This window comes from Paludibaculum fermentans (assembly GCF_051172195.1).
Lineage (GTDB): Bacteria > Acidobacteriota > Terriglobia > Bryobacterales > Bryobacteraceae > Paludibaculum > Paludibaculum fermentans_A.
This window is the reverse complement of the sequence record NZ_JBPJAQ010000001.1, coordinates 385,277-410,059: the sequence shown is the minus strand read 5'-3', so window position 1 is coordinate 410,059 and position 24,783 is coordinate 385,277. Positions and strand designations below refer to the sequence as shown.

Here is a 24,783-nt window from a genome sequence, read left to right as displayed (position 1 = left end):
GCTCCGTCATTGCGCCGGGCCGTCCTGGTAGCGTTTGAGCTCGAGCTTCGCAATGGCTTCGCGGTGGACCTCGTCGGGTCCGTCGGCGAGGCGGAGAGTGCGGATCTGCGCCCAGGCGTAGGCGAGCGGGAAATCGTCGCAGACTCCGGCGCCGCCGTGCGCTTGAATGGCGCGGTCGATGACTCGTAGCGCCATGTTGGGCGCAACCACTTTGATCATGGCGATTTCGCGGCGAGCGGCTTTGTTGCCGGCCTCATCCATGCGCGCCGCGGCAGCCATGACGAGCAGGCGGGCCTGTTCGATCTCAATGCGGGAGTCGGCGATCCACTGGCGTATGACACCCTGTTCGGCGATGGGCTTGCCGAAGGCCTGGCGGGCGAGAGTACGGCGGCACATGAGCTCGAGCGCCCGCTCGGCCATGCCGATGCTGCGCATACAGTGATGGATGCGGCCCGGGCCCAGGCGTCCCTGGGCGATCTCAAAGCCGCGGCCTTCGCCCAGCAGGATATTCGAGGACGGCACGCGCACGTTCTCGAACGACAACTCACCGTGGCCATGCGGCGCGTCGTCATAGCCGAAGACGTTCAGCATCCGTTCGACGCGAACCCCTGGAGTGTCAATCGGTACGAGGATCATGGACTGCCGCAAGTGGCGTGGGGCCTGCGGATTTGTGCAGCCCATCAGGATGGCGATGCGGCAGCGCGGGTCGCCGGCTCCGGAGGTCCACCACTTTCTGCCGTTGATGACGTAGGTGTCGCCGTCCGCCTGGATGGAGGCTTGAATATTGGTTGCGTCGGAGGAGGCCACGGCCGGCTCCGTCATGGCGAAGCACGAGCGGATCTCACCGGCGAGCAGCGGAACCAGCCACTGGCGCTGTTGTTCTTCGTTGCCATAGCGCGCCAGCACCTCCATGTTGCCGGTATCGGGCGCCGAGCAGTTGAAGAGTTCCGGCGCGAGAAACGACCGGCCCATCACCTCGCACAAGGGTGCATAGTCGAAGTTGGGCAAGTCCATGAAGAGGTTCCACAGGCCGGCTTCGCGCGCCTTGGGCTTCAGTTCCTCAATAACGGCTGAAGGCTGCCAGCGGTCCGGACGGCGTTTCTCGTCAAAGAAGCGCTTCTCGTTAGGGTAGACGTGTTCGTCCAGGAACGCCGTGAGGCGCCGTTCAAGGTCGAGGGAACGGTCGGAGCGGACGATCGGCATCGCAGGCCAGTTTACCGGAACGTGCGCAGGCGCGGTTCAGTGAGATGCGGAGCCGCATTGAAGAGCGCGAGGAAGAGTTCATCCTGGCGCCAGTGCATGACGGTGATGCTGGAGTTCACGGCCGACGCCGCCAGCTTCATGATGTGCGTGGGATTGCGGCTGTCGAACGCCGCGGCGCCCCAGATGGAGATGGGCGTGGCGGAGGTGAAGACGGCCACGCGGGCGTCGTGCGGCAGGCGGCGGAACTCTTCTCCGGCGGCACGGATGCGATCGACGAACCCGCCCCAGGATTCGCCGGGGCAGGGATAAGCGTCCTCGATCCAGGCGCGCATGACGGCAGTGTCGGCACGGGTCCACTTGCGGTGGATGGCACCATCGCCGGCCTGGATCATGCGCAGCTGTTCCTCCAGTTCGGCTCGGAATTCGGCGTCAGCCGCCGCGATCTGGGGCGCGATGCCGTCGTAAACCACATCCAGGTCGAACTCGTTCCAACTCGAATCGTGGCGGACCTCCGCCGGCGGCAGGCCTGCCTCGTGCAGGGCGGCGAGCGCGGCTTCGGCAGTTTCACGCTGGCGGCGCAGGCCGCCGATAATCACCTGGTCGAATTGCAGGCGTTCGGCGCTGATCCAGGCGCCGAGGCGGCGGGCCTGTTCATGCCCGAGCTCAGACAAACGGTCGTAGTCGTCGCGCAGCCCGGCCTGGCCGTGGCGGAACAGATAGATAGTGCTCAATGATTTACTCTCTTCGCGGGCATCAGGGCAGCAGACGTGCCGCCGTGGCGCCCAACTCTCTCACCATTTCATCAAACTGCGCGAACCGCGCGTCGGCCGTCTGTCCGTGACGCCACCGGAAATAGATCTGCTGGGCGATGACCGCGAGTTTGAAGACGCCGAAGACCTCGTACCAGGTGATGCGCGAGACGTCGCGCCCACTGGCCCGCGAATAGGCGTGGAGGATCGTGTCGCGGTCCCAGAAGCCGGGTTCCGCGGTAATGCGGCTCAAACGCGGTGCGTGGCTCCAGTAGGTGAGAGCGACACCGAGGTCGAAGAGCGGATCGCCGATGGTGGCCATCTCCCAGTCGAGGACGGCCTGGACTTCTGGGGTGTCTTCCGCCAGTACGAGGTTGTCCAGTTTGAAGTCGTTGTGGACCAGAGCAGTTCCGGAAGCTGGTGGAGGATTCTGTTCCAGCCAGGCCAAGGTGCGACGGATGTCGTCGACTGGCTCCAATTCCGCCTTGTTCCATCGATTGCCCCAGCCGGCGACCTGTCGTGCGAGGAAGCCCTCCGGTTTGCCCAGGGCGGCGATGGATGGCTGGGCGGCGTCGACGGAGTGGAGGGCGACGAGCGTTTCGATGAAAGCCCGGCTGAGCGGCGCACGCTGGGAAAGCAACGGGGCGTGGTCGCGCAGGATGCGTCCCGGGCGCAGTTCCATCAGGAAGAAGACGCAGCCGAGAACCGCTGGAGCCTCACACAGCAGCAGGGGTTTGGGCGCCAGGGGAAACTGCTGGTGAACGGCTTCCAGCAGATGGTACTCACGCGCCATGTCGTGGGCTTTCGGCGCAACCGGGCCCATCGGCGGGCGTCGCAGCACCATCTCTTTGGGTAGGGAGCCGGTGGGATCCGGCTCTAGAAGTCGTACGAGGTAAGTAAGATTCGAGTGGCCGCCCGGGAACTGGCGGATCTCCAACGGCGCACCCAGCCACCCGGCCAGGGCTTCTTGATCCAATCCCTCGCCTCGTCTGGGTCGGGCCGCATCGTCAGGCATACCCAAAAGAGAGTAGTCGCTGGGACGCCACCTGTAAAGGGATGACTGCCGGGCGCCATGAGGGGACCGCTAACAAACTGTAAGGAATGATGTTCCCCTGCCGGGCGTAAGCAGTTCATAATAGGGAGATGTGTCCAGGCGCGGCCATGCGGCCCGGATCTTTTCCGCAACGCGGCGCCTCTGGTATGCGTTCAATGGTACTTGAGGCCAGATGTCTTCAGTCCGCCAGGTTTGAGCCTGTCGAGTACGGTGCATGTGGCCGTTTTTGTTGTTTAGACCGGCTGGCGAAGCGTAGGTGACTTGTCCGCCCAAAGGGGCCGGCACCGGACTTCTAGTACTTGCCGCTGGGTTGGCGTGTGGAGGCGATTGCCGCTCTTCGGAGTGGCTATTGTTTGATGACGCGGGTTAGGCTGCGTCCGCGCGGCAGTGGTAATTTGTGTGTAAGACTTAGTGCATCCACGGAATTTGTGCGGTTCGTAAGGTAAAGTTATGTTAACGGTCGAAGGCGCGCGTACAAGTGTGCGAACCTACGTCCGTCTGACGGCATTGGAATCCGTGCCGGCCCCTGCGTCCAATAGGACGGGATGGCACGAGATCAGATATTAAGGAGTCTCATGCGCTTCAGGTGTATCGCGCCTACGGCGGCAGTGTGTGCGTTGGTGCTGGTGAGTTCAGCCGTTCAGGCGCAATCGAGCGCGGCGCTGTCCGGGCAGATCGTTGATCCGAGCAAGGCGAACATCGTTGGCGCAAAGGTGACTCTGACGGATTTGCAGCACGGGTCGGAGCGGACTACCACTTCGAACGATACGGGCATTTACATATTCGAGCCGGTCGAGCCCGGCCAGTACTCTCTAAAGGTTCAGGCCAAGGGCTTCGCGGAGCTCACGCTGAACCTGATCGAACTGAAAGTCCGGGACCGCAAGTCGCTCAAGCTGGAGTTGGCCCTGGAGACGAAGACCACGTCGGTGACAGTGGAGGGGGAGACGTACGGCATTTCGTCGGACGCTTCTGCCGGCGTTGCGGTGGACGAGAATTATCTGCGCCATCTGCCCGTGAACGGCCGCACGGTGAATGCCCTGGTGCAGATGGCGCCTGGCATTGTGAGCGGCATCGGCCCGGGCGGTGAGTTGAACTCGAACGGCCTGCGGTCGAATACGAATTACTACATGTTGGATGGCGTCAGTTACAGCGGCGGCGCCGGCTTGCTGGGCGGCCCGATGGGCGGCGGCGGCGGCATGATGGGTCCGGCCCTGGCCATGGGCGCCGGCGGGGCGACTGGGCTGAACAGCCCGAGCCTCGACAGCCTGCAGGAAGTGCGGATTCAGACTTCCACGTTTGCGCCGGAATTCGGACGCACTCCGGGTGCGCAGATTTCGATGACCAGCCGGGGTGGCACCAACGCCGTGCACGGTTCCGCATACGAGTACTTCCGGAACAACAAGTTCAACGCCAACGACTGGTTCGCCAATGCGGCCGGATTGGATCGCGGCGATATGCGCCAGAATCAGTTTGGCGGCACCCTGGGCGGTGCGCTGGTCAAGAACAAGACCTTCCTGTTCGGATCCGCTGACTTGGCCCTGCGGGATGTACCGCAGACCGTGTTGGCCAATGTTCCTTCACTGCTGGCGCGCAACGCGGCCCCGGCCATACTCCGCCCCTATCTCCGGGCGTTCCCCCTGGCCAACGGTCCTGACCTGGATAACGGCGCCGCGAGCTTCACCGCCGTGACGACGAATCCACAGAACCGTAAGTCCTATGCGGGTCGAATCGATCACACACTCAGCCCTGGCAACGTGATTTTCGCGCGCTACAGCTTTACGCCCTCGGATAACCAGCAGCGGGGTTCGGAATTCCAGGCCCCCAGCGTGATCAGCTCGCAGGATGCCAAGTCGCACAGTGTGACCGGCGCCTGGGTGAAATCCCTGAGCGCCCGCACGGTGAACGATCTGCGTGTGAACTTCACGTCCAATACGATGTCGGCGACGGGAGTCATGGACACCTTCGGCGGCGCGATTCCCCTACGGTCCCAGGTGGTCTTCCCTTCAGGCGTTGATACGACAAACGGCTCGTTCAACCTGAGTGTGCTGGGTCTTTCCAGCTATACCTTTGGCGCCCGCGGCAGCAACGACCAGAAGCAGTGGAATGTGGTGGACGGGCTGAGCATCACGGCCGGTTCGCACTCCTACAAGGTCGGCTTCGATTACCGGCGTTCTTCGGTGACGAATCACAATGTGCCTTACACCGTGAATGCGACATTCAACGGGCTTGGCCCCGACGAGGGCTCGCTGCTTTCCGGCTCTGCCACGAACGTGTCGGTGAGTTCGAATGTGGCGTCGGTCTATCCCCAGACGACGAACTACTCGGCTTATATCCAGGACACCTGGCACGTCAGCGCATTGACGACCATCACCTATGGCGTGCGCTGGGATGTGAATCCCGCGCCGTCGGTCTCACAGGGCGAGCGTCCCTACGCAATCTCCTCCTTCCTTTCGAACCGTGTGACGCAGGGCGAGCCGCTGTATAACACGCGCTGGGCAGACTTCGCGCCGAGAATCGGCTTCGCCCGGCAGATCCGTTCGACCCCCGGGAAAGAGTGGATGCTGCGCGGCGGGTTCGGTGTGTTTAACGACATCGGGTATGGCACAAGCCTGAGCGCCTTCTCTGGCGCGCCCTACTCCAACGTGCGCACCCTGACCCTGGCGGCCTTCCCGCTCTTCGCCAGCGACCTGGTTGTCCCGGGCCTGCCGGCCACCAAGCCGTTCGGCCGGTTGGGCGCGGCGGACCGCGCGCTTCAGTCACCTTCGATCTGGCAATGGAACATGACGCTGGAACGGTCGTACGGGCCGGGCCAGGTGCTGAGCGTCGGCTATGCCGGCACCAAAGGCAAGAAGCTGATGCGCACCGAGAGTCAGCCTTCGTTCTCCGGCGACTTTGATTTGTTGAGCCTGGCCACCAACGGTGCGGAGTCTTCTTACCACGCACTGCAGGTGCAATACCGGCGGCGGTATGTGAAGAACCTGCAGACGCAGGTAAGCTACACCTGGTCGCACTCGATCGACACCGCTTCGAACGACCTGGGCTTCGGCAGCTTTGCGACGCTCTTTGACAGTGAGCGCGGCAACTCCGACTATGATGTCCGGCATAACCTGAACGTCAGCGGCTCCTACCTGCTGCCGGCGCCGCAGAATTCTTTCATGACGGCCCTGCTGAAGAACTGGTACACCGACTTCATGTTCGCGGCTCGTGCCGGGACTTCGTTTGACATCGTTGGCGTGAGCTCCACTTCCAGCGCGGGCGCCGGCGGCTTGGGCCAGGGCCTGTTCGCCCAGGTGCGGCCCGACTATAACGGCCAGCTTGTCTGGCTGGTGGACGATACAGTGCCTGGCGGACAGCGCCTGAATAAAGCGGCCTTCGACAGCCCCAGCGGCTTTGCGCAAGGCAATCTGGGCCGGAACGCCCTGCGCGGTCTCGGCCTGACGCAACTCGATCTGTCACTGCGGCGGCGTGTGGACATCGGGGAGCACGGTGCGCTGCACCTCTCAGTGTCGGCGATGAATCTTCTGAACCACCCCAGTTTCGCGAATCCTTCCAGGAACGAAGGCGCGAACATGACCAGCGTCAATTTCGGCATTTCGACAAGGACGCAGGCCGGCGGCGGGTTTGGTTCGCTATACCAGAGCGGCGGACCCCGATCGCTCGAGTTTGTCCTGCGGTACCAGTTTTAGGGAATTTGCCTGAGTATGAAGAGCCTCAAATACAACTCTGTTCGCGGGCCTGTGCTTGCCTTGAGCATGGCGCTGTGCTTGGCCAACGCCGCGGCTGCGGACGATACCGATCAGCAACCGGCGCCGGCAAAGTCTGAGCCGTCGACACCAGCGCAAGGGGCGGAAAAGCCCAAGGCGCCGGTGAAATCCAAGTCGGGCCTGCAGGCCGCTGACGGTTCCTATGTGAGACGCTTCTCCGCGGGCGGCTCGATCAGCGTTTTTGGATTCCCAATTGTGCCGGCCAAGTCAAAGGACGTCACGATCAACACCGGGTTGAGCGTCAGTTCCAAGACCGAATCCACCAGCCGGCTGGTGGGTGGTGGTTTGAATTTCCAAGCGACGGTGACGAGTCACTTTGCCGTCAATGCGGGCCTGATCATGCGGCGGGTGCGGTTTGCCACTACGGATGTGACCTACTACGGCACGGACGACACCACGACTACAACCGATGAGCGGACCAAAATGACTGTGGAGCGGGGCACCCGGGCGACCATCCTGGACTACCCGATCCTGGTCCGCTATTACACGAAGAACCACCGGACGGCAGGCCGCCGCTGGTTCTACGAAGCCGGCGGAGCATTCCGGCAGATCACAGGCATTCACTCCATCGGGCAGACCACCCAGACCGATGGGACCGTGGATTGCTGCGATGAGCAACCCCTGAAGCCGACGAACCGGATCATCCCCGGATATGTGGTGGGTGCCGGATTACAAATGATCGATGAGTTCGGTATCCGGTTTGTGCCGGAGATTCGATATACGCGCTGGGCGCGCCGGACTTTCGATACTCAATCGACACGGATGCAGACGAACCAGGTGGAGTTCGTACTGTCGCTCACATTTTGAGAATACATGTCATGAGAATCAAGCGGAACCTGCTGTTGTTGGCGGCGCTGACGGCTCTTCCGTCTGTTGCGCAGATCCTGCCGAACACGGCATACACGGTCCAATCGGTGTACGGCGCCGGTTGGAAGGGCGATGGCGGGCCAGCCGTCGATGCACTGCTCGACGGGCCGTCAGGCATGGCTGAGGATTCAGCCGGCAATGTCTATATCTCCGAACAGAACGCAGGCATCATCCGGCGTGTGAAGCCGGACGGGTCGATTGAGCGCTTTGCAGGCACGGGTATTCTCGGCTATGGGGCCGCGGGCCTGGCTGCACTGTCGACCAATCTGTACAGCCCGACGGTGCTGCTCATCGACAATGACGGCGGCCTGATCTTCTACGAGGCGCAATACTGCAGAATCCGCAAGGTGCAGACCGACGGCACCGTGAAGGATGTTGCGGGCACAGGGCGCTGCGGCACCAGCTTGCAGGGTATTTCCGGCAGCTTCCGGGAACGCAAGGCGCTGGAAACCGACATCGGCTCGATCGGTGGGATGGTGGTCGATAACCAGGGCCGCCTGGTGTTCAGCGAGTCCGACCGCAATGTCGTACGCCGCATCGACTCGGATGGCTATGTGCGCGTGATCGTCGGCACCGGCGATGCCGGCTCGACGGGCGATTCCCATGAAGCTACCTCGGCGACGTTGAATGCCCCGGCCGGCCTGGCCAAGGATCCCGCGGGCAACATCTATATCGCGGACGGCTTCAGCTGCCGTGTTCGCCGCCTGGACACAGCCGGTGATATCTGGCCGTTCGCGGGCGCGGGCCGCTGCGCGGTGGCTTCGGATACCTATGTCGGCAGCTCTTCCACTCCGTTGGAACGAGTCAGCTCGATCGCTTACGACAGCGTCAACAAGGCGATGTACATTGCCATGCCGCGTGCGTATCGCATCGTCCGCATGGACATCGACGCGGCGCGCATCGGGCTCTACCTCGGCAATGGGGCGCTGGGTTCGGCGGAGGCCTCGGCACCACTCAGCCTGTCCTTGAACGCGCCCAGCACGGTACTGGTGTCAGCGCGGCAGGGCGTGCTGGTTTCCTCCCAGGATTCCTACCAGGTGTATAAGGTGCAGTCCGGCGTGGTTACCCGCTTTGCTGGCAATTGGGCGCGTCCCGACCTGGGGCCGAATTGCAGCTCTGCTAAGTTTATGCGGCCGCGCGGCCTGTTCCGCGCGTCCGACGGCTCGCTGCTGGTTTCTGATTCGGGGGCGGGCATGCTGCTGCGCTGCACTGATCCGGACGCGATTGTGGGTATCGCGGGCAAGTCATTCCCCGCTGGCTATACCAGGGGTGACGGCGCCGCGGCGTCGGATGCAGTCCTCGATCAACCGAATCGAATCCTGCAGACGGCGGACGGCAGAATCTACTTCAGTGAAGCGACTCGCATCCGGGTCATCGATCCCAACGGGACGATTCGCACCCTGAAGTCCGGCCTCAGCAATCCCACCGGACTGGTTTTTGATTCCCTGGCGCGTCTGGTTTACGCCGAGACGGGCAGCCACCGGGTGGTGCAGTACGATCTGAACTCCAACACCGCCACGGTGATTGCCGGCAACGGTGTGGCTGGTTGGTTGGGTGACGGCGGCGTCGCCACTTCGGCGCGCCTGAATTCGCCCGGCGACATCGCCTACGATTCAAAGGGGAACCTGTTGATCGCAGATCGGGGCAACCACCGCATCCGGCGGCTGAATACGGACGGAACCATTGAGACGATTGCCGGATCCGGCCTGGGCCTGAGCTATGCCGACATCACCGGACTGCAAGCCAGGAAGACTGGATTCGGTTCGATGGACGGGATGACCGTTGGGCCGGACGACCGAATCTATCTGTCGGAGTCGGTTCGTGTGGACGTCATCGACAAGGACGGCCGCGTCCGGGTGATTACGGGCTTCCTGGGTGAAGATGACAACGGCGTGAGTTCCTACCTGGACGGCCCGCTGAACGGTGCGGATGGACTCATCGTCGATTCCGCCGGCAAACTGCTGATCGCCGTCAGGCGGGAAGGCCGCATCTTCTCGGCCGTGCCCAAATAGACCGGCGCATTCCATTCCAAAGGTACGAGGGCAGCTTCCCGGTGGAGGCTGCCCTTTTCCATCTCAGCCGTTGGCCGCAACTGCCCTCAGGGGGCGCGCCATGGCGCGAGCCAGTTGTGGGGATACAACGACCGCGCGCGCATCCGCCAGCCTTCCAGCGGCGGCATCCATCGCCAGCAAACCCCATGGGTCGCCAAAGGTCGACTGGTTCCCGGCGACCGCGTCTCCCAATGCGTCGATCAGGGCCCTGCGGCGTTTCTTGAACTCGTTGTTCTCATGCAGGCCAGCCGGATCCGCGGTCTTCAGGAAACTCTCCATCTCCACCAGCGACCGCGCCGCCAGGGCCATGCTGCCGGCCCACCATACGATCAGTGTGTAATCTGCGCGAATGACGCCCAGTTGCACGCCCTGGTTCAGGGGCGCCGGCAACACGAACGGGAATCCAGGCTGGCCGGAGGCACGCAACTTATTCCACAGCTTGTTGTCCGCCAGCGGGATGTGCCGGAAGTCGTCCGGGTCGCCCGCGACCAGCGCCAGCAGCGCATCGCGTCCAACCCGCTCGTAATCCTCCTGAGTACGGGGCTTGCCGCCGCCGTCCACGAATAACGCGCGGAAGGCTGTTGGGTCGAACGAGGTCTCCAGCAGCACGGTGGAATTGCCGAATTGTGAGGCGCCGGCCAGTGCCTGCCGGCGCTCGTCCGGGGTCATTAAGCCCAGCGCGACAATCGCATCGAGATTGTCGGCCATTGTCTTCGAATTCGTCGTCTGGTGGAACTCGAAGTAACTTTGGGATGCCGTGAACTCGTGTGACTGCGTCAGGCGCGAGGCGCTGTAAGCCGCGGTCACCATCAGTGATTCGAAGACGGCCTTCCTCAGTTTCTGGCCGTCGGCTTCGAGGGGCCGCGAGGTGACGCTGATCTTCTCACTGCTCACCTTGTCGGCGATCACCAGGGCGCCGGAAACAGGTTCGAACGTGACACTGCCCGATCGCACAAGTTCACTGATCGAAATGGCGTTCACAATGCCCAGGAGATTTACGCGCAGCGAGATGCCGCGCTTGCGGAGCTCGCTGCTGAGGTTGCGCACCGGGGTGATGCCGGGCAGGCTGAGATCCTGCAATCCCGCCAGGGCGGAGAAGTCGCCATCCAACGCGTGATGCACGGCGATGGCGGAGTCGTGGCTGAGTTGATCCAGTTGGATGTCGAAAAGAAACGCGGCATCGCTGGAGCGCAACGAAGAGAACTGGAACTCCAGGGCAACCGAGAGGCTTCGGTTGATTCCGGCCTGCACAGCGTCCTGTATGGAGGCGATCTGCGCCTCTGACAGACCGGCGTTGGACAGTTGTTGGGCATCTGCCTCGGGATCGCTGCTGATCTTCGACATCAGTACAGCAAACAGGTCCTTGCCCATTGCATCCGCGGAGATCCCCGCGCTGGCATTCACGTCGAATGAGAATTGCGTGCCGGAACGTTTGAACAGCCCCAGCCGCACGGTGTTGGCGGCGGTCTTCTGCACACGGATCTGATATTCGCCGGAGACGCGGATGCGCGCGCCGACATTCAGCGAGGCGCCAGCGTTAATAGAAAGAGGACGTCCCACCAGCGGTAGCTTCGGAGTCGCCAGCGGGTTCACGGCCGCGGCCAGGTCAAAGCTGCCTGAGATCTGGAACGAACCGGTGCCGGTGATGGCCGATACTGCGTCCACCGGCATGTGGATCAGATCCTCGACATCGCCTGGAATTGAGAACTCCTTCAATACCTCCGAGACGCTGGCCGCCAGTGTCTCGGCGGCCGGTCCCGCCGGAAAGAGTCGGTAGCAGCGAACGTCGATGGAGGTGCCTGCCTTGAAGCCGAAACTGAGGTCGCCCTCTCCACCGGCAATGCCCAGCTTGAGGCCTGGTTGGAACGAGAACCAGACATACGCCTTGCCTTCCGGAACTTCAATCGGCTCCCCGAAATGTTCCTGGTCAAACAGGGACGACGGCGTTTTCGCCGTGACGCCTACCTGGGCCTGGAAGGAAGCGCCAATCGACCACTCCGTATCGGCGGCGCCGAACTCCAGGGCGTTCTGGAAGTTCAGGCCGAAGTTGAGGGCGAAGTTCTTGCCCGGTGCAATGGGTTTAGGGAGCGCTTTTACCAGCTCCGGTGCGGCTAGCAGGATGGCTAAGTCGCCTTTGAGATACTTGGCGAAGGCCGACGCCGGAGTGGGCGCGACGACTGCGAGGTCGGCGCTCAAGTTGTCGAGAATCTTGATGGTAGGCACGATGCGATCCTGTCCAACTGCATGCTGGTCACGCACTCGACGGGCGGGGCCGCGGATAGCGGCAATCGGTTTTGATACATCCCAGCCTCGTCCATGAGCCGCAACTCTTCCTAACACCCTAACTGGTTTCCGCAACCTTGGCCAGAGGTTTGTTGCCAAGGCATGATCCCGCCGCCGGCCCATGCAGCTACTGTCCCATCGGCTCGCGGCTGGTCAGGCGATGTGTGCCAACCGTCATGCGGGTTTTGACGGCGATGGACTCAGAAAATCCAGCGGCGTCCCTGAGCTTTTGCGCTTTCTGCGGCTGGCGTGTGGATCAAGATGGACAGATACTGCTTAACTTTCACAATAAGTACCAGGCACTAATATTAAATATGCCGGTCGTTCTGGATCAAAATGAGCATATTGGACGCTAACATCTGGTTTCGATCCGCGGCAATGGAGGCGTTCGGAGTGAGTGAGGGACGAGGCGCGTCGCGGGTTCCACGCCAGTTTGGAAGGCGCCTGGACTGGGTGGAAGGTAGTACTCAGCCGGATGAAGTCCCATTCCGCGGAGGAATGCCCGCGCCGGGCCCGGTTCTTGGAATCTGCAGATATGAAAGAACTTCAATGAAGGCATTCTGCTTTCATTTGGCTATCTTTTGGACGGCTCTACCGGCGGAGTCAGCGCAGGTTGCCGCCGCCAATTCCACAACTGGTTTGTCCTCAATCGAGCTCGCACGGCTTTGACGCCGGAGGCAGTCGGAGCGAGTCCCACAAGTCATGGGAAGTCTAGATCAATTTCAAAGATGGACTTGGCATGGTCCTAGGACTGTGGTTTAATTCACATAGCGGGTGGGGGGTACCCCCACAAAGGTCAACTACAACAATATTCCGCAGCCGTAGGTTTTTGGAGGAGGATCATGAGACGGTCAATCGTAGGGCTAGTTTTCTCGCTACTGGTTGGACTCCCGAGCTTCGCAGTTCCGGTCTACTATCAGTACAATCTTGGGGCACTTGGCGTAGCGAACGCGGATGCGGGCAATCAGTACGATTCCAACAATCCGGGGGCGTGGACTGGCATCTGGGGTGGTGATCAGTTCACTAAAGGTAACGTCAACGTAGCTTTCAATTCTGCAAGCAAGACTGGTGATGCCGCGCTACAGAGTGACAGCCGGCTGAACTCGGTCCCGTTTAGCATTGCCACCTCGGGAGACCAATCCTGGAGCGCTCGCCGCGCTGTGATCGATCAGGGTTTGGCTTCTGACGCGCCGGTATCGCTGCAGCTGAACACCGACGTCGACAGCGCGGAAGTCGTGTTCCTGATGATGAACACAACGTGGGGCCGCAATTCTCCGTCAGTTGAGATTGTCCTTCAGTTTAAGAATGGTCCCGACGTCACCTACACGCTCAGCGGCGGAACCCAGGTTCGGGACAGCAACGATTCCCAGGTGAACACAAACCTGCTGCTGTGGCCCAATTCCATCAATACGAACCTGATCCCCAACTCCACCGGCGGCAATACTGCTTCCGTCAACGATCAGTCGTATGACATGACTTACCAGGGCAAACCGTTCCGCGACTACCGCGACGTTGTGGCGCTCTTCATCGACCCTGCCTATGCGATGGACACACTGACAGGGATTATCATTCGCGACATCGGCCAGAATTCCGGGCCAAACTACGATCCGAATGCGAGCCGGGCTTTCGTGTGGGGCGTGACTGTAGCGGCCGGAACGCAGCAAGCTGTTCCAGAACCCACCTCTCTTTCGTTGCTCGGAGCCGGCCTCGCCTTCCTGGCGTTCGCCAGCCGCCGTCGTAAATAGAGATAGCTTCCATACTGCAGTGCAAAAGGGCGCCTCCCCTCGGAGACGCCCTTTTCTCTTTCCGGCGGCGCCAGTTCTAACCAGTTGTTCAAGCGCCCTAGCTCCACACAGCCCGCGCGTGCGGGCACATTGCCGGACCCTCGCCCCGGTGCGGCCCGGCATCCCTGGCGCTCAGCCCGTCCGGCCACGCCGCGGCGTCCGGAATAATGTAACCCTAAATCCCTACAAATTAATCGGATTTAATCCGAGCGCGAGGAAGGCGCTCGCCCTGCGCGTGCCCAGCGCGGCGAAGTTCACTCACCTGCCGGCCTTCAGCTGCCTGCTTCCGGACCTCCATTAGCCAAGGCTCGCGGAGGTCAACGATGGCAGCCGTCGTCCTCCGCCTGTCCACACGAAGCGCCGCTGTTGGGCAGCTACAATGGAAAGACTCTCACCAACATGAACAAGACTCGTGTGCAGTGCCACTCTGCCCTACTCACCGCGCTGATCGTGACGGCTTCGGTATTGTTCGTTGCCCCCGCGCGGGCCGAAGTCCGCAAGACAACAGGGGCGGCCGCGCTCGAGAAACAGTTGGAGGGCTTGCGCGTGGTCGGCAGCGTCCTGATGATCGCGGCCCACCCGGACGACGAGAATACGGCCCTGCTGGCATACTGCGCCCAGGGCCGGAAGTACAGGACGGCCTATCTCTCGCTGACTCGCGGCGAAGGTGGACAGAATCTCATCGGCAGCGAGCAGGGCGATCTGCTGGGTGTCATCCGTACTCAGGAATTACTGGCGGCGCGCCGGGTGGATGGAGCCGAGCAGTTCTTCTCGCGCGCCATTGATTTCGGCTTCTCCAAGACCGCCAAAGAGACCCTCGAAAAATGGGGCCGCGAACAGGTTCTATCCGACGTAGTGTGGGTGATCCGCCGCTATCGTCCCGACGTCATCTTCCTGCGCTTTTCCGGCACACCTCGCGATGGCCATGGGCACCATCAGTCCTCCTCTATTTTGGGGAAGGAAGCTTTTAAACTGGCCGCGGATCCCACCGCTTTCCCTGAGCAGTTGAAATACGTCCAACCCTGGCAGGCCAAGCGCATTATGTGGAACGGCTTCAGCTTCAACCGCCAGCAGGAGCAGGAGATGGACAAGATGCCGGAACGCCTGATGGTCGACACCGGCGAATTCGACCCGGTGCTTGGTCTGTCCTACGGTGAACTGGCCGGTATCAGCCGCAGCCAGCACCGCAGCCAGGGCATGGGCTCGCCTGAGCGCAAAGGCGCTGCGCCAAACTATCTCTTCTTATATGGTGGAGACCCGGCCAAAAAGGACTTCATGGATGGTGTCGATACCTCCTGGAATCGCCTGCCTGGCGGAGCCGCGGTCCAGAAAGCTTTAGACGAAGCCTTGGCCGCCTACTCCATGGAGGCGCCCGAAAAGGTAATTGCGCCCTTGCTCAAAGCCCGCAAACTGATGGCCGCCATCGACCAGGTGGACGCGCGCCGCAAACTCACAGACCTCGACGAAGCGCTGGCTATGGCCGCCGGCCTCTGGCTCGAGGTAGGAGCCGCGAAGGCTGAGGTGACGCCCGGCGGTACCGTGACGCTCAACCTGACGGCGGTCAGCCGCGGCCGCGCCAAAGTGGAGTTGGAGGGAGTAAAGGCTGGTGATGCTGTCTCATTCGCGGGAGCAGCTCTCTCCTATAATCAGCCCCATACCGACAAGGCCGACTGGCAGGTGCCGGAGACTGCTCCGCTCACCCAGCCGCTTCAACTGCGGCAGCCGCGGTCCGGCAACTTGTATACAATCTCCGACCAGCGCAAGATCGGTCTGGCGGAAGACGAACCCATCCTGACCGCGAAGTTCCGGGTGAAGATTGAGGGCGAGTCGATTGAACTCACCCGGCCCGTGGAGAATCGTTACGTCGATCGCGTGCGCGGCGAACTGTCGCGTCCGCTCATCATTGTGCCGCCCGTTTCGTTGAAACTCTCGGAAACCGCGCTTCTGTTCGCTGAGCGGAAGGCGCGGCCGGTGACAGTCGAAGTCGTGGCGCGGCGCCCCAATCAGTCGGGCGGAGTCTCGCTGCAGGCCCCTTCCGGCTGGCTGGTGGAACCGGCGGAGAACAAGTTCCAACTGGCCGAGGCGGGCCAGATGGTGACCTTGACCTTCCAGGTCACTCCTCCGGCGGCTACCGCCCGGGCAGAGATCCACGCCAGCGCGCGCCTCGGCAACCTGGCCGTCGCAAACGGGATGACACAGCTGACCTACGATCACATTCCCATCCAGACCATCTTTCCGGCTGCTAAAACCCCGGTGGTGCGCGTGGATGCGAAGGTCAGTGCCAAGCGGGTGGGCTACGTGATGGGCGCCGGCGATGAAGTGCCCGCGGCGCTGAAAGAACTCGGCTGTGAGGTTACGTTCCTGGAAGCAGGCGACCTCGCCCACGGCGACCTGAGCCGTTTCGACGTCATTGTGACGGGCGTGCGCGCCTGGAATGTGCGCGAGGATCTCCGCACCAGCCACGAGCGGCTGCGGCAGTATATGGAGGCCGGCGGCACCGTCGTCGTCCAGTACAACATCCTGGATGGCAACTTCCTCAGCACGGAGCAGGGTACGGTCAAGAACATGGGGCCCTTCCCCCTCAAGCTGGGCCGCGACCGCACCACAGTGGAAGAAGCGCCCGTTCAGTTCCTCAAACCCGACGACCGCCTGCTGCAGATTCCGAATACCATCACGGCCTCCGACTTCGACGGCTGGGTGCAGGAACGCGCCCTCTACTTCCCCTCCGAATGGGATCCCAAGTATACTGCGCTGCTGGAGACTCACGATCCCGGCGAGGCTGTTCAGAAGGGCGGCCTGCTGTACGCCCGGGTTGGCAAGGGCGCTTACGTCTTCACCTGCTACTCCTGGTTCCGGCAACTGCCGGCCGGTGTGCCGGGCGCCTATCGAATCTTCGCGAATCTGGTCAGCGCCGGCCGTTGAGCCGCCTGGGGAGCGTGGAAGTATGAACGACGAACAGCCTCCGTTCTTCAAGACCTGGGGGCGGCTCTACACCGCTGTGATCGTTTTTCTGGTCGCCGTCATCGCCTTGTTTGATCAGTTCACGCGGAGATTCAACCGGTGAGGCCGCTCGACTGGCTGGTGATGGTCTGCGCCCTGGCCGGGGTGGTGCTCTACGGGCTCTACCGGTCGCGCGGCAGCACCACGACCTCTGGCTACCTGCTGGCGAACAAGACAATGCCGTGGTACGCCATGGCCCTGTCGATCATGGCCACGCAGGCCAGTGCGATCACCTTCATCTCCACCACGGGCCAGAGCTATGTGGACGGCATGCGCTTCGTCCAGTTCTACTTCGGCCTGCCCATCGCCATGATCCTGGTGGCCGCGGTGGCCGTGCCGCGCTTCCTGAATAGCGGGGTGTACACGGCGTATGAGTATCTCGAGCGCCGTTTCGATTCCAAGACGCGCACCCTGGTCAGTGCTGTCTTCCTGGCCCAACGCGGCCTGGGCGTCGGCGTCGCACTCTCCGCGCCTTCCGTGGTGCTCACCGCAATCCTGGGCTGGCCCGACCAGTGGACCGCGCTGATCGTAGGCATCGTGGTTATCGCCTATACGGTTACCGGTGGAATCACCGCCATCACCTGGGCCGATTTCATCCAGATGCTGATCATGAGCGTTGGCCTGGTGGTCGCACTCACGGCCGCGATTGCCTTGCTGCCCTCGACTGTCAGCTTCGGCGATGCGGTGGCCGTGGCCGGCGCGGCCAGCCGCCTGAATCCGGTTGTCTGGCAGTTCAATCCCAGCGATCGCTACAACGTCTGGAGCGGCCTCATCGGCGGCATGTTCCTGATGCTGGCCTACTTTGGCTGCGATCAAAGCCAGGTGCAGCGCTACCTGACGGGCAAGAGCATCTCGCAGAGCCGCCTGAGCCTGCTGTTCAACGCGGTCGTCAAGATTCCGATGCAGTTCTTCATTCTGTTCATCGGTGCGATGGTTTTCGTCTTCTTCACTTTTGAGAAGCCGCCTGTCCTGTTCAACAAGGTGGCGCTGGCGCGAGCCGAGCAGAAGGCGGAATTCGCGCAGATCCAGAGCTCCTACGACCGCGCGTTCGAGCAACGCAAGGCGGCCGCGCAAGACATCGTGAATGCCCGCCGCTCCAGCGATTCCGAGGCTGAGACGCGCGGCGTGCAGCGCTTCAAGTCCGCGCAGAAGGAACTGGACGGCACGCGCAAAGAGGCGGCGCACCTGGCCGCCGACGGCAATGGCGTGGTCATCGACACCAACTACATCTTCCTGACGTTCGTGACGAAATACCTGCCCGCGGGCCTGGTGGGGCTACTGCTGGCCGCCATTTTCGGCGCCGCCATGTCGGTGAGCTCCGCCGAGATCAACTCGCTCGCCACCGTGTCCGTGATTGACGTCTACAAACGCCACTGGAAGTCGAACGGAGATGACCACCACTACCTGCGCGCCTCGCAATGGGCGACTGGATTCTGGGGCGTCTATGCCGTCATTACCGCGCAGTTTGCCAAGAACCTCGGCTCGCTGGTGGAAGCGGTGAATCTGCTGGGTTCGTTCTTCTACGGTGGATTGCTGGGCGTCTTCGCCCTGGCGTTCTTCTTCCCGCGCGTCAAAGGCACGGCTGCGTTCCTGGGGGTGCTGGGTGGGGAGATCGCGATCTTCGCTACCTGGAAGTTCACCAATGTGGCCTTCCTCTGGTACAACGTGGTGGGCTGCGTCGGCGTGGTCGGGCTGGGCCTGCTCTTCTCGCTCTTTGTGAAGGAAGACCCGCAGGGCCAGGCATAGGCCCGGCCCCTGCGTGAATACTTCGAACTAGACCTCGATGGAACTCACCTGGACGCGCGAACGGCGTCCTTCCACCACCACAATGCCCGATTCGGTCACGTGGTACTTCTGTTTGTCGGCTTCGAGATCATAGCCGATGACCGTATCTTCGGCTAAGTGAACGTTCTTGTCGAGAATCGCCTTGCGCACCTTGCAGCGGCGCCCGACATCGCAGTTGTCGAACACGATCGAATCTTCCACGGTCGAGCCCGCGTGGATGCGGACGCCGCGGCCGATGATGGAGTTGCGCACCATGCCGCCGGAAAAGATCGAACCGGCAGAAACAATGGAGTCCACCGCGCTGCCGCGGCGGCCTTCCTCGTCGAAGGTGAACTTCGGCGGCGGATCGTCGTAGCTGGCCGTACGCAGCGGCCACTGCCGGTTGTAAAGGTTCAGGGCCGGCGTCACCATGCGCAGATCCATGGTGGCTTCGTAATAGGCGTCGATGTTGCCGACGTCGCGCCAGTACACCGGCGCTCCAATCGGGTCGCCCGGAATCCGGTTGGTCTGGAAATCGTAGGCGAAGACGTCTCCGCGGCTCACCCAGCGTGGGAGAATGTCGCGGCCAAAGTCATGCGACGTCTTCTCCATCTTGCTGTCTTCGTATAGGAACTTCAGCAGCGGGCCCGTGGAGAAGATGTAGTTGCCCATCGACGCCAGCACCATGTCGGGATTCCCGGGCATCGTCGGAGCGTCCGGATTCTTCTCGTGGAAAGCGATCACGCGGCCGTCGCCCGCAACCTCGATCACTCCGAACTCCGAGGCGAACTCCTTGGGCACGGGGATGGCCGCCACTGTGGCCTGCGCCCGCTTCTGCTCATGGAACTCGATCATCTCGCGGATGTTCATGCGATAGATGTGATCCGCCCCGAACACGGCCACGACATGTGGGTCCGATTGTTCGATCAGGTTCACATTCTGGAAGATCGCATCCGCTGTCCCTCGATACCAGGTCTCGCCCGGCGAGCGCATCTGGGCCGGTACGGGAATGATGTACCGATCCTTCAAGATTCCGGAGAACTCCCATCCGTCGCGCAGGTGCTGTAACAGCGACTGGCTCTTGAACTGAATCAAGACATAGATCGAATGTATGCCGGAATTAACCAGATTCGAGAGGACGAAATCGATGATGCGGTATTGGCCGCCGAAGGGTACGGCGGGCTTCGCTCGCTCCTTGGTGAGCGGGTAAAGGCGGGTCCCTTTACCGCCGGCGAGTACGAAAGACAATACTCGAAGCTGCATGCGGCATCTCTCCTTGTGCGTGCATGATACCACCGGATTGTTTTCGGACGCTGGCAGCTCCGCAACAATCTGGCAACGTGCGCGCAGGCGAGCGTTTACTTCGCTTTGTCCTGGATCGACTGGATGTGCGCGATCAGGTTTCGCACCCGTTCCGCGGTGCGTGCGTCTGCGCTGCCGGCCGTCGCGAGGTTCGGGCCCCATACCGGCATCTGCCGTCCGCCGTGCGCCGGGATCGTGTCGGAACCGCCCAGCACCTGCTCCAGGCGTGCGGCCGGAAATACTCCGTTTCCTCGCCGCGTGAGTTGAGTCAGATCCGTGGGTCGCATCCGCATGGCCGCGGCCGCCGGGCCGTCACCCTTGCCCTGCAGCCCGTGGCACGAGGCGCAATAAGACTTGAAGAGCCCGTTACCCGATTCTGGACCGGACTTCGGCGAAACAGGTTTCACCGTGCGCGGCGGGGCGGCGAAAGTACTGCTGGCCGCCATGACGATCAGGAATGCGAACGCTTTGATGTGACGGAACATATGCCTTCCCCGCCGTCAGATTAGTACTCCGCCGCGCCCGCGGCAAGGGTCCAGGCTAACCAATGTTCACTTGCCCGATGCCCATGGGTGTGTTATCAATGAAGGCAGATTGATCCGCAATTACTGCCCGTAAATCGGGTGTCAAGCTAGCTTTTGCCCAGGAGAACCGCCTTGGAGTCCCCCAATCGCCGACTGATTCGTCCGCCTTTAGCTGAGCCGAAAGAGAGGGCATCGAGCAGTGCGCGTTCTTCCGCCCTCCAGAAGAAACAAGCTCCCCCCGACACCACCAACGCCGAAAACTTCTACTACGTCAAACAGATGCAGTCGAAGACCCCCGTGGTCATCGTGCTGCAGGATGGGGAAGAGTTGAACGGCGTGCTCGAGTGGTACGACAAGAACTGCCTGAAGCTGACGCGCGACGAGGGTCCAAACCTGCTCGTCTATAAGTCGTACATCAAGTACATCTATAAGCAGGAAGGGTAATCCCCTTCCTGCCCGTCCGCCGCTGAACGAGCTTACTCCTTCCTGCCCGCCCGCTCCTTCTCTCTCTCCAGGATTCTCGCCCGCAGCTCCAGGCGTTGGGTTCGCCGTTCACCCGCCTGCTCCCAGCGATGGACCTCCAACTCTGTTTCAGGAATGGCCTGCGGGATCTCCCGTGGCTTGCCTTCAGGGGATAAGCCCACGAACGTCAAATAGGACGAATTGGTATGGCGAATCTCGCCCGTCGTCAGATCCTCCACCAGAACCTTGACCCCCACTTCCATCGAGGTCCGGAAGACCCGGTTCACACTCGACCGCAGTGTCAGGAGTTGGCCGATCTGGATGGGGAATAGAAACGTCATGTAATCCACTGAGGCAGTCACCACGGGGCCGCGCGCATGGCGCATGGCCGCGGTGGCCGCAGCCAAGTCCACCAGGTGCATGATGCGTCCGCCCAGCAGATTGCCCAGCGGATTCGCGTAGATCGGTAAGGCGAACTCTGATAGCTCGCTCGCGGACTCTCGAACGGGACGGCCTTCCATGAAAGAAAAGGTAGCATGGGAGATATGTCCAGACTCGAAGCAGTTCGCGGCCTGGTGGCCCAGGACCCTACAAACAGCCGGATCCGGTTCATGCTCTGCATGGAATACCTTGGTGTCTCCGACTGGCAACAGGCCGTCAGCGAGCTCAAGGAATTGCTGGCGCGCGATGCCGACTACGTGGCTGCGTACTACCAGGCTGGTCACGCCAGCGAGGAGTTGGGCGAAGAAGAGGCCGCCCGCGCGTTCTACCGCGACGGCATTGACGCAGCCAGGCGCACCGGTGACGCCCATGCGCTCAGCGAATTGCAGGCCGCACTCGACATCCTAGGCTGAACCGCGCCGCTGCCGGTACTCCTCCGCCAGAAGGCTGTATAGCCGCATATCCACAAACTCGCCGTGCAGTTTGGCTGAGTGCCTCAGGATCCCTTCAAATTGGAACCCCAGCCGTTCCGGCACCCTGGCCGAGCGCTGGTTCCCTTCGGCACAGCGAATCTCCACCCGCTCCATGCCCAGGGTTTCGAAGGCCAGCCGCAGCATAGCCTCGCAGGCGCGCGAGATCAGCCCTTTGCCCTCCTGCGCTTTCGCTACCCAGTAGCCAATCTGGAGATTCCCGTTCGCCAGGCTGATGTCGTGCACGCCGATGATGCCCACCAGTTCGGTGGGGCCGGTCCACAAACTGTACGCTACCGTCAGGGCAGCGGCCCGCTTCGCCTCCATCTCCTGCAGGAAGCGCAGCGTGTCGGCGGGGGAGCGGGAGAAATCCACCCAGGGCAGCCAAACGCGCAAGTGCTCCCGGTTGGCGTCCACCGCGGCATAGATGGTCTCTGCCTGGCTGGCGTCCAATGCCTGGAGTACAAGATCCTGGCCCAGTTCGATCCTTGTTTCCGGTTGATTGGGTAAGGCGGCAGCCGACATCCCACCAGACTAAACGATCGCTGGGTACGTCCGGAGTTTACAGAAATATATCCGAACATCAGGGGCTGCGATTCGTTCCAAGTCACAGGGAGAAGTACCGATGGACGAGCTATGGCGAGGGATCAGTTTGAGCGTGCGGGCGCTGCGGCGCACTCCGGCGTTTTCAGTGATTGCGATCCTGACGCTGGCTTTGGGGATTGGCGGCACCACGGCCATGTTCTCCATCGTGAATGGGGTACTCCTGAAGCCGCTGGCCTATCGTGATCCGGGCCAACTGGTGGTGATCCGCGAGAGCATCAAGGAACTCGCCCACCTCTACCCGGCGCTGCCCGCCAACGCCCTCCATCTGGAAGCCTGGCGCGATCACTGCCCGGCCATCCAGGGCGCGGCCCTGATGCGCGGCACTACGCTGAATCTCACTGGCTCCGGCGAACCTCGTCAACTCACCGTCCTGTCTGTTTCGGTTTCGATTCTGCAGGTTCTCGGTATCCAGCCGGCGCTGGGCCGCGGCTTCCTGCCCGAGGAGGAGAACAAGGGCCGCAATCACGTGGTCGTGTTGACCGACCCCTTCTGGCGGCGCATCGGTGCCGATCCCGGCCTGGTCGGCCGCACCCTGACCCTGGACGGCTTGCCCCACACCGTTGTTGGCGTCCTGCCGGCTTCGTTTCGATTTCCCACCGCGGCCAAGTGGGGGCCCCTCGAGGGCTTGCCGCCCGGTCTCGATCTCCTGCGGCCCGAGACAATCGACCGCGCCAACATAGCGCCCATGGCCGAGTTCAACTACGCCGCCTTCGCGCGCTTGAAACCCGGCGCCTCCCTGAGCCAGGCCACTGACCAGATCAATGCCGTGCAGGCCCAGATCGTGCGCGAGTCCGGCGAAAAGCTGTCTCTCTCCGCCTTCGTCGATCCGCTGCAGGAGATCGTGGTGGGCGAATCCCGCCGCGGCCTGCTACTGCTGCTGGGCGCTGTCGGCGCTGTCCTGCTCATTGTCTGCGTGAACCTGGCGAACCTGATGCTGGTGCGCGGCGCCGGCCGCGGTCGCGAGGTCGCCATCCGCCTCGCCATGGGGGCCGATCGCGCCGGCCTCGTCCGCATGGCATTGCGGGAGAGCCTGCTGCTGGCCCTGCCCGGTGGTCTGCTGGGCCTTGGGCTGGCCTGGGCCGCCGTGCGCCTGCTGGTGAATCGCTCCGCCCTCGAGTTGCCACGAATCGACGAAATCTCAGTGGATTGGCGCAGTGCCCTATTTGCGATTGCTGTCAGCCTGCTCACGGCGGCCGCCTTTGGCATGCTGCCCGCCTGGCGGCTGGGCTCAGTGGATCCACAGGAGTCGCTGAAGGCCGGCAGCCACACCACCACCGAGAGCCGCGGCAGCGCTCGTGTCCGCAGCCTTCTTGTGGGTACGCAGGCAGCCCTCGGCGCCACGCTCCTGGTCTTTGCCGGCCTGCTCAGCACCAGCCTCCTGCACCTGCTGAATGTCGACAAAGGCTTCCGCACCGAGCGGGCGCTGGCCTCGGAAGTGGTCCTGCCGTCCTCCCGCTATGAGGGACAGGCCGACCGTACCCGTTTCTACGACAAACTGCTGGCGCAGGTGCACTCCCTGCCTGGAGTGGAGTCGGCCGCGCTGGTCAGCCACATGCCGTTGCGCGGGCAGGTTTGGATCAATCCGCTGTCAGTGGAGGGCGACACGCGCCCCATGCTGCAACGGCCCATGGCCAACATCCGCTTCATTAGTCCCGACTACTTCCAGACCATGCGGATGGAGCTGCAGCATGGACGCACTTTTGCGGAAGCCGACCGCGACCGGAAGGTCATCATCCTCTCCGAGGCGGCGGCCAAACTGCTGTGGCCCGGCCTCAATCCTCTCGGACGCTCGCTGCGGTTCGGCGGTCCCACGTCGCCGGTGGCGGAAGTGGTGGGGATCGTCAGGGACAACCGCTCAGTGGAGTTGGACAAGGAGCCCGTCCTCATGGCGTATCTGCCGCACTGGCAGCAATCCCGGACTCGCGCCGTCCTCATGCTCCGCTCCGCGTCCGACCCGTTGCAGTTGGCCAGCGCTATCCGCCACGCCGTGCACGAGGCCGATGCCGATGTGCCCGTCGCGCAGTTGCTCACCATGGACACCGTCGTGGACCAGGCCGTGGCGCGACGCCGCTTCCAGGCCGCACTGGCGTTGGGCTTTGCCGTCTTCGCGCTCATGCTGGCCGGCCTGGGCGTCTATGGAGTGGTCTCTTATTGGGTGGCGCGGCGCCGGACCGAACTCGGCATCCGGGCCGCGCTGGGCGCGCAGAAGGGTGAGTTGTTCCGCCTGGTGCTGGGACGTGGCTTGACGCCCGTATGCGTGGGCCTGGCTGTGGGCCTGGCCGCCGCCATACTGGGCGGGCGAATCGTGGAAAGCCTGCTGTTTGAGGTGAAAGCGACCGACCCTCGCGTTTACGGCCTGGTCGCCGCGGCGCTCGGCGGATTGTGTACTCTCGCGTGCGGCATTCCCGCCTTACGCGCGGCAGGCACCCAGGCGGTCCAGGTCCTGCGGGACGAGTAGT

Annotated in this window: 17 protein-coding genes; 9 read left to right on the top strand and 8 right to left on the bottom strand. The window is 62.4% G+C overall.

From position 1 onward, the window contains the following. Positions 1-6 precede the first annotated feature (6 nt). From ACR9Y2_RS01650 to ACR9Y2_RS01640, 3 genes are read right to left on the bottom strand one after another with little or no spacing between them, the layout of a single operon-like run. Positions 7-1,203 (bottom strand): acyl-CoA dehydrogenase family protein, encoded by a 1,197-nt coding sequence (locus ACR9Y2_RS01650; protein ID WP_435039280.1) that lies wholly within the window; start codon positions 1,201-1,203, stop codon positions 7-9. 11 nt (positions 1,204-1,214) lie between these two features. After that, positions 1,215-1,934, bottom strand: coding sequence for a histidine phosphatase family protein (locus ACR9Y2_RS01645; protein WP_435039279.1), 720 nt, complete (start codon positions 1,932-1,934; stop codon positions 1,215-1,217). Positions 1,935-1,956: 22 nt separating this feature from the next. Next, positions 1,957-2,928, bottom strand: coding sequence for a phosphotransferase family protein (locus ACR9Y2_RS01640; RefSeq protein ID WP_435039278.1), 972 nt, complete (start codon positions 2,926-2,928; stop codon positions 1,957-1,959). Positions 2,929-3,581: 653 nt separating this feature from the next. On the opposite strand from ACR9Y2_RS01640, the gene ACR9Y2_RS01635 reads away from it, so the two are divergent. From ACR9Y2_RS01635 to ACR9Y2_RS01625, 3 genes are read left to right on the top strand one after another with little or no spacing between them, the layout of a single operon-like run. After that, positions 3,582-6,692 (top strand): carboxypeptidase regulatory-like domain-containing protein, encoded by a 3,111-nt coding sequence (locus ACR9Y2_RS01635; protein ID WP_435039277.1) that lies wholly within the window; start codon positions 3,582-3,584, stop codon positions 6,690-6,692. Positions 6,693-6,707: 15 nt separating this feature from the next. Further along, positions 6,708-7,577, top strand: coding sequence for an outer membrane beta-barrel protein (locus ACR9Y2_RS01630; protein ID WP_435039276.1), 870 nt, complete (start codon positions 6,708-6,710; stop codon positions 7,575-7,577). An 11-nt stretch (positions 7,578-7,588) separates the two neighbouring features. Then, a complete protein-coding gene (locus ACR9Y2_RS01625) occupies positions 7,589-9,649 on the top strand; it encodes a hypothetical protein (RefSeq protein WP_435039275.1) in 2,061 nt (686 codons plus the stop codon). A 63-nt stretch (positions 9,650-9,712) separates the two neighbouring features. Here ACR9Y2_RS01625 and ACR9Y2_RS01620 read toward each other — a convergent pair whose 3' ends face one another. Beyond that, positions 9,713-11,911, bottom strand: a complete 2,199-nt coding sequence (locus tag ACR9Y2_RS01620; protein WP_435039274.1) for a hypothetical protein — start codon at positions 11,909-11,911, stop codon at positions 9,713-9,715. A gap of 902 nt (positions 11,912-12,813) precedes the next feature. Between ACR9Y2_RS01620 and ACR9Y2_RS01615 the strand changes: the two genes are divergently transcribed. The 3 genes from ACR9Y2_RS01615 to ACR9Y2_RS01605 all read left to right on the top strand — a co-directional run bounded on the left by ACR9Y2_RS01615 (position 12,814) and on the right by ACR9Y2_RS01605 (position 18,501). After that, a complete protein-coding gene (locus ACR9Y2_RS01615; protein WP_435039273.1) occupies positions 12,814-13,716 on the top strand; it encodes a PEP-CTERM sorting domain-containing protein in 903 nt (300 codons plus the stop codon). Between the two features lie 438 nt (positions 13,717-14,154). Continuing rightward, positions 14,155-16,677, top strand: a complete 2,523-nt coding sequence (locus tag ACR9Y2_RS01610; protein WP_435039272.1) for a PIG-L family deacetylase — start codon at positions 14,155-14,157, stop codon at positions 16,675-16,677. A gap of 138 nt (positions 16,678-16,815) precedes the next feature. Continuing rightward, on the top strand, positions 16,816-18,501 hold the full coding sequence (locus ACR9Y2_RS01605; RefSeq protein ID WP_435039271.1) for a sodium:solute symporter family transporter: 1,686 nt from the start codon (positions 16,816-16,818) through the stop codon (positions 18,499-18,501). Between the two features lie 27 nt (positions 18,502-18,528). Here ACR9Y2_RS01605 and glgC read toward each other — a convergent pair whose 3' ends face one another. Further along, a complete protein-coding gene (glgC, locus tag ACR9Y2_RS01600) occupies positions 18,529-19,782 on the bottom strand; it encodes a glucose-1-phosphate adenylyltransferase (protein ID WP_435039270.1) in 1,254 nt (417 codons plus the stop codon). Positions 19,783-19,877: 95 nt separating this feature from the next. Beyond that, positions 19,878-20,306, bottom strand: coding sequence for a c-type cytochrome (locus tag ACR9Y2_RS01595; RefSeq protein ID WP_435039269.1), 429 nt, complete (start codon positions 20,304-20,306; stop codon positions 19,878-19,880). A gap of 171 nt (positions 20,307-20,477) precedes the next feature. Here ACR9Y2_RS01595 and ACR9Y2_RS01590 point away from each other — a divergent pair, with 171 nt between their 5' ends. Then, entirely contained in the window at positions 20,478-20,789 is a 312-nt protein-coding gene (locus ACR9Y2_RS01590; protein WP_194448774.1) for an Hfq-like protein, read from the top strand. Between the two features lie 32 nt (positions 20,790-20,821). On the opposite strand, the gene ACR9Y2_RS01585 is transcribed toward ACR9Y2_RS01590, so the two are convergent. After that, positions 20,822-21,328, bottom strand: coding sequence for an acyl-CoA thioesterase (locus tag ACR9Y2_RS01585; protein WP_435039268.1), 507 nt, complete (start codon positions 21,326-21,328; stop codon positions 20,822-20,824). Positions 21,329-21,352: 24 nt separating this feature from the next. Here ACR9Y2_RS01585 and ACR9Y2_RS01580 point away from each other — a divergent pair, with 24 nt between their 5' ends. Beyond that, positions 21,353-21,661 carry a tetratricopeptide repeat protein gene (locus ACR9Y2_RS01580; protein ID WP_435039267.1) on the top strand — a complete coding sequence of 103 codons (309 nt, stop codon included), beginning with the start codon at positions 21,353-21,355 and terminating at the stop codon, positions 21,659-21,661. Here ACR9Y2_RS01580 and ACR9Y2_RS01575 read toward each other — a convergent pair. Beyond that, positions 21,653-22,243 carry a GNAT family N-acetyltransferase gene (locus ACR9Y2_RS01575; RefSeq protein WP_435039266.1) on the bottom strand — a complete coding sequence of 197 codons (591 nt, stop codon included), beginning with the start codon at positions 22,241-22,243 and terminating at the stop codon, positions 21,653-21,655. The genes ACR9Y2_RS01580 and ACR9Y2_RS01575 overlap by 9 nt on opposite strands. A gap of 100 nt (positions 22,244-22,343) precedes the next feature. Here ACR9Y2_RS01575 and ACR9Y2_RS01570 point away from each other — a divergent pair, with 100 nt between their 5' ends. Continuing rightward, complete coding sequence (locus ACR9Y2_RS01570; RefSeq protein WP_435039265.1) at positions 22,344-24,782, top strand: ABC transporter permease; 2,439 nt, start codon at positions 22,344-22,346, stop codon at positions 24,780-24,782. Position 24,783: the final 1 nt, after the last annotated feature.

Excerpts from the sequence above, each read along its gene's own strand:
- ACR9Y2_RS01625 (WP_435039275.1), top strand. The coding sequence starts at position 7,589 with ATGAGAATCAAGCGGAACCTGCTGTTGTTGGCGGCGCTGACGGCTCTT.
- ACR9Y2_RS01570 (WP_435039265.1), top strand. The coding sequence starts at position 22,344 with ATGGACGAGCTATGGCGAGGGATCAGTTTGAGCGTGCGGGCGCTGCGG.
- ACR9Y2_RS01580 (WP_435039267.1), top strand. The coding sequence starts at position 21,353 with ATGTCCAGACTCGAAGCAGTTCGCGGCCTGGTGGCCCAGGACCCTACA.
- ACR9Y2_RS01610 (WP_435039272.1), top strand. The coding sequence starts at position 14,155 with ATGAACAAGACTCGTGTGCAGTGCCACTCTGCCCTACTCACCGCGCTG.
- ACR9Y2_RS01595 (WP_435039269.1), bottom strand. The coding sequence starts at position 20,306 with ATGTTCCGTCACATCAAAGCGTTCGCATTCCTGATCGTCATGGCGGCC.
- ACR9Y2_RS01630 (WP_435039276.1), top strand. The coding sequence starts at position 6,708 with ATGAAGAGCCTCAAATACAACTCTGTTCGCGGGCCTGTGCTTGCCTTG.
- ACR9Y2_RS01615 (WP_435039273.1), top strand. The coding sequence starts at position 12,814 with ATGAGACGGTCAATCGTAGGGCTAGTTTTCTCGCTACTGGTTGGACTC.
- ACR9Y2_RS01575 (WP_435039266.1), bottom strand. The coding sequence starts at position 22,243 with ATGTCGGCTGCCGCCTTACCCAATCAACCGGAAACAAGGATCGAACTG.
- ACR9Y2_RS01585 (WP_435039268.1), bottom strand. The coding sequence starts at position 21,328 with ATGGAAGGCCGTCCCGTTCGAGAGTCCGCGAGCGAGCTATCAGAGTTC.
- ACR9Y2_RS01650 (WP_435039280.1), bottom strand. The coding sequence starts at position 1,203 with ATGCCGATCGTCCGCTCCGACCGTTCCCTCGACCTTGAACGGCGCCTC.
- ACR9Y2_RS01635 (WP_435039277.1), top strand. The coding sequence starts at position 3,582 with ATGCGCTTCAGGTGTATCGCGCCTACGGCGGCAGTGTGTGCGTTGGTG.
- glgC (WP_435039270.1), bottom strand. The coding sequence starts at position 19,782 with ATGCAGCTTCGAGTATTGTCTTTCGTACTCGCCGGCGGTAAAGGGACC.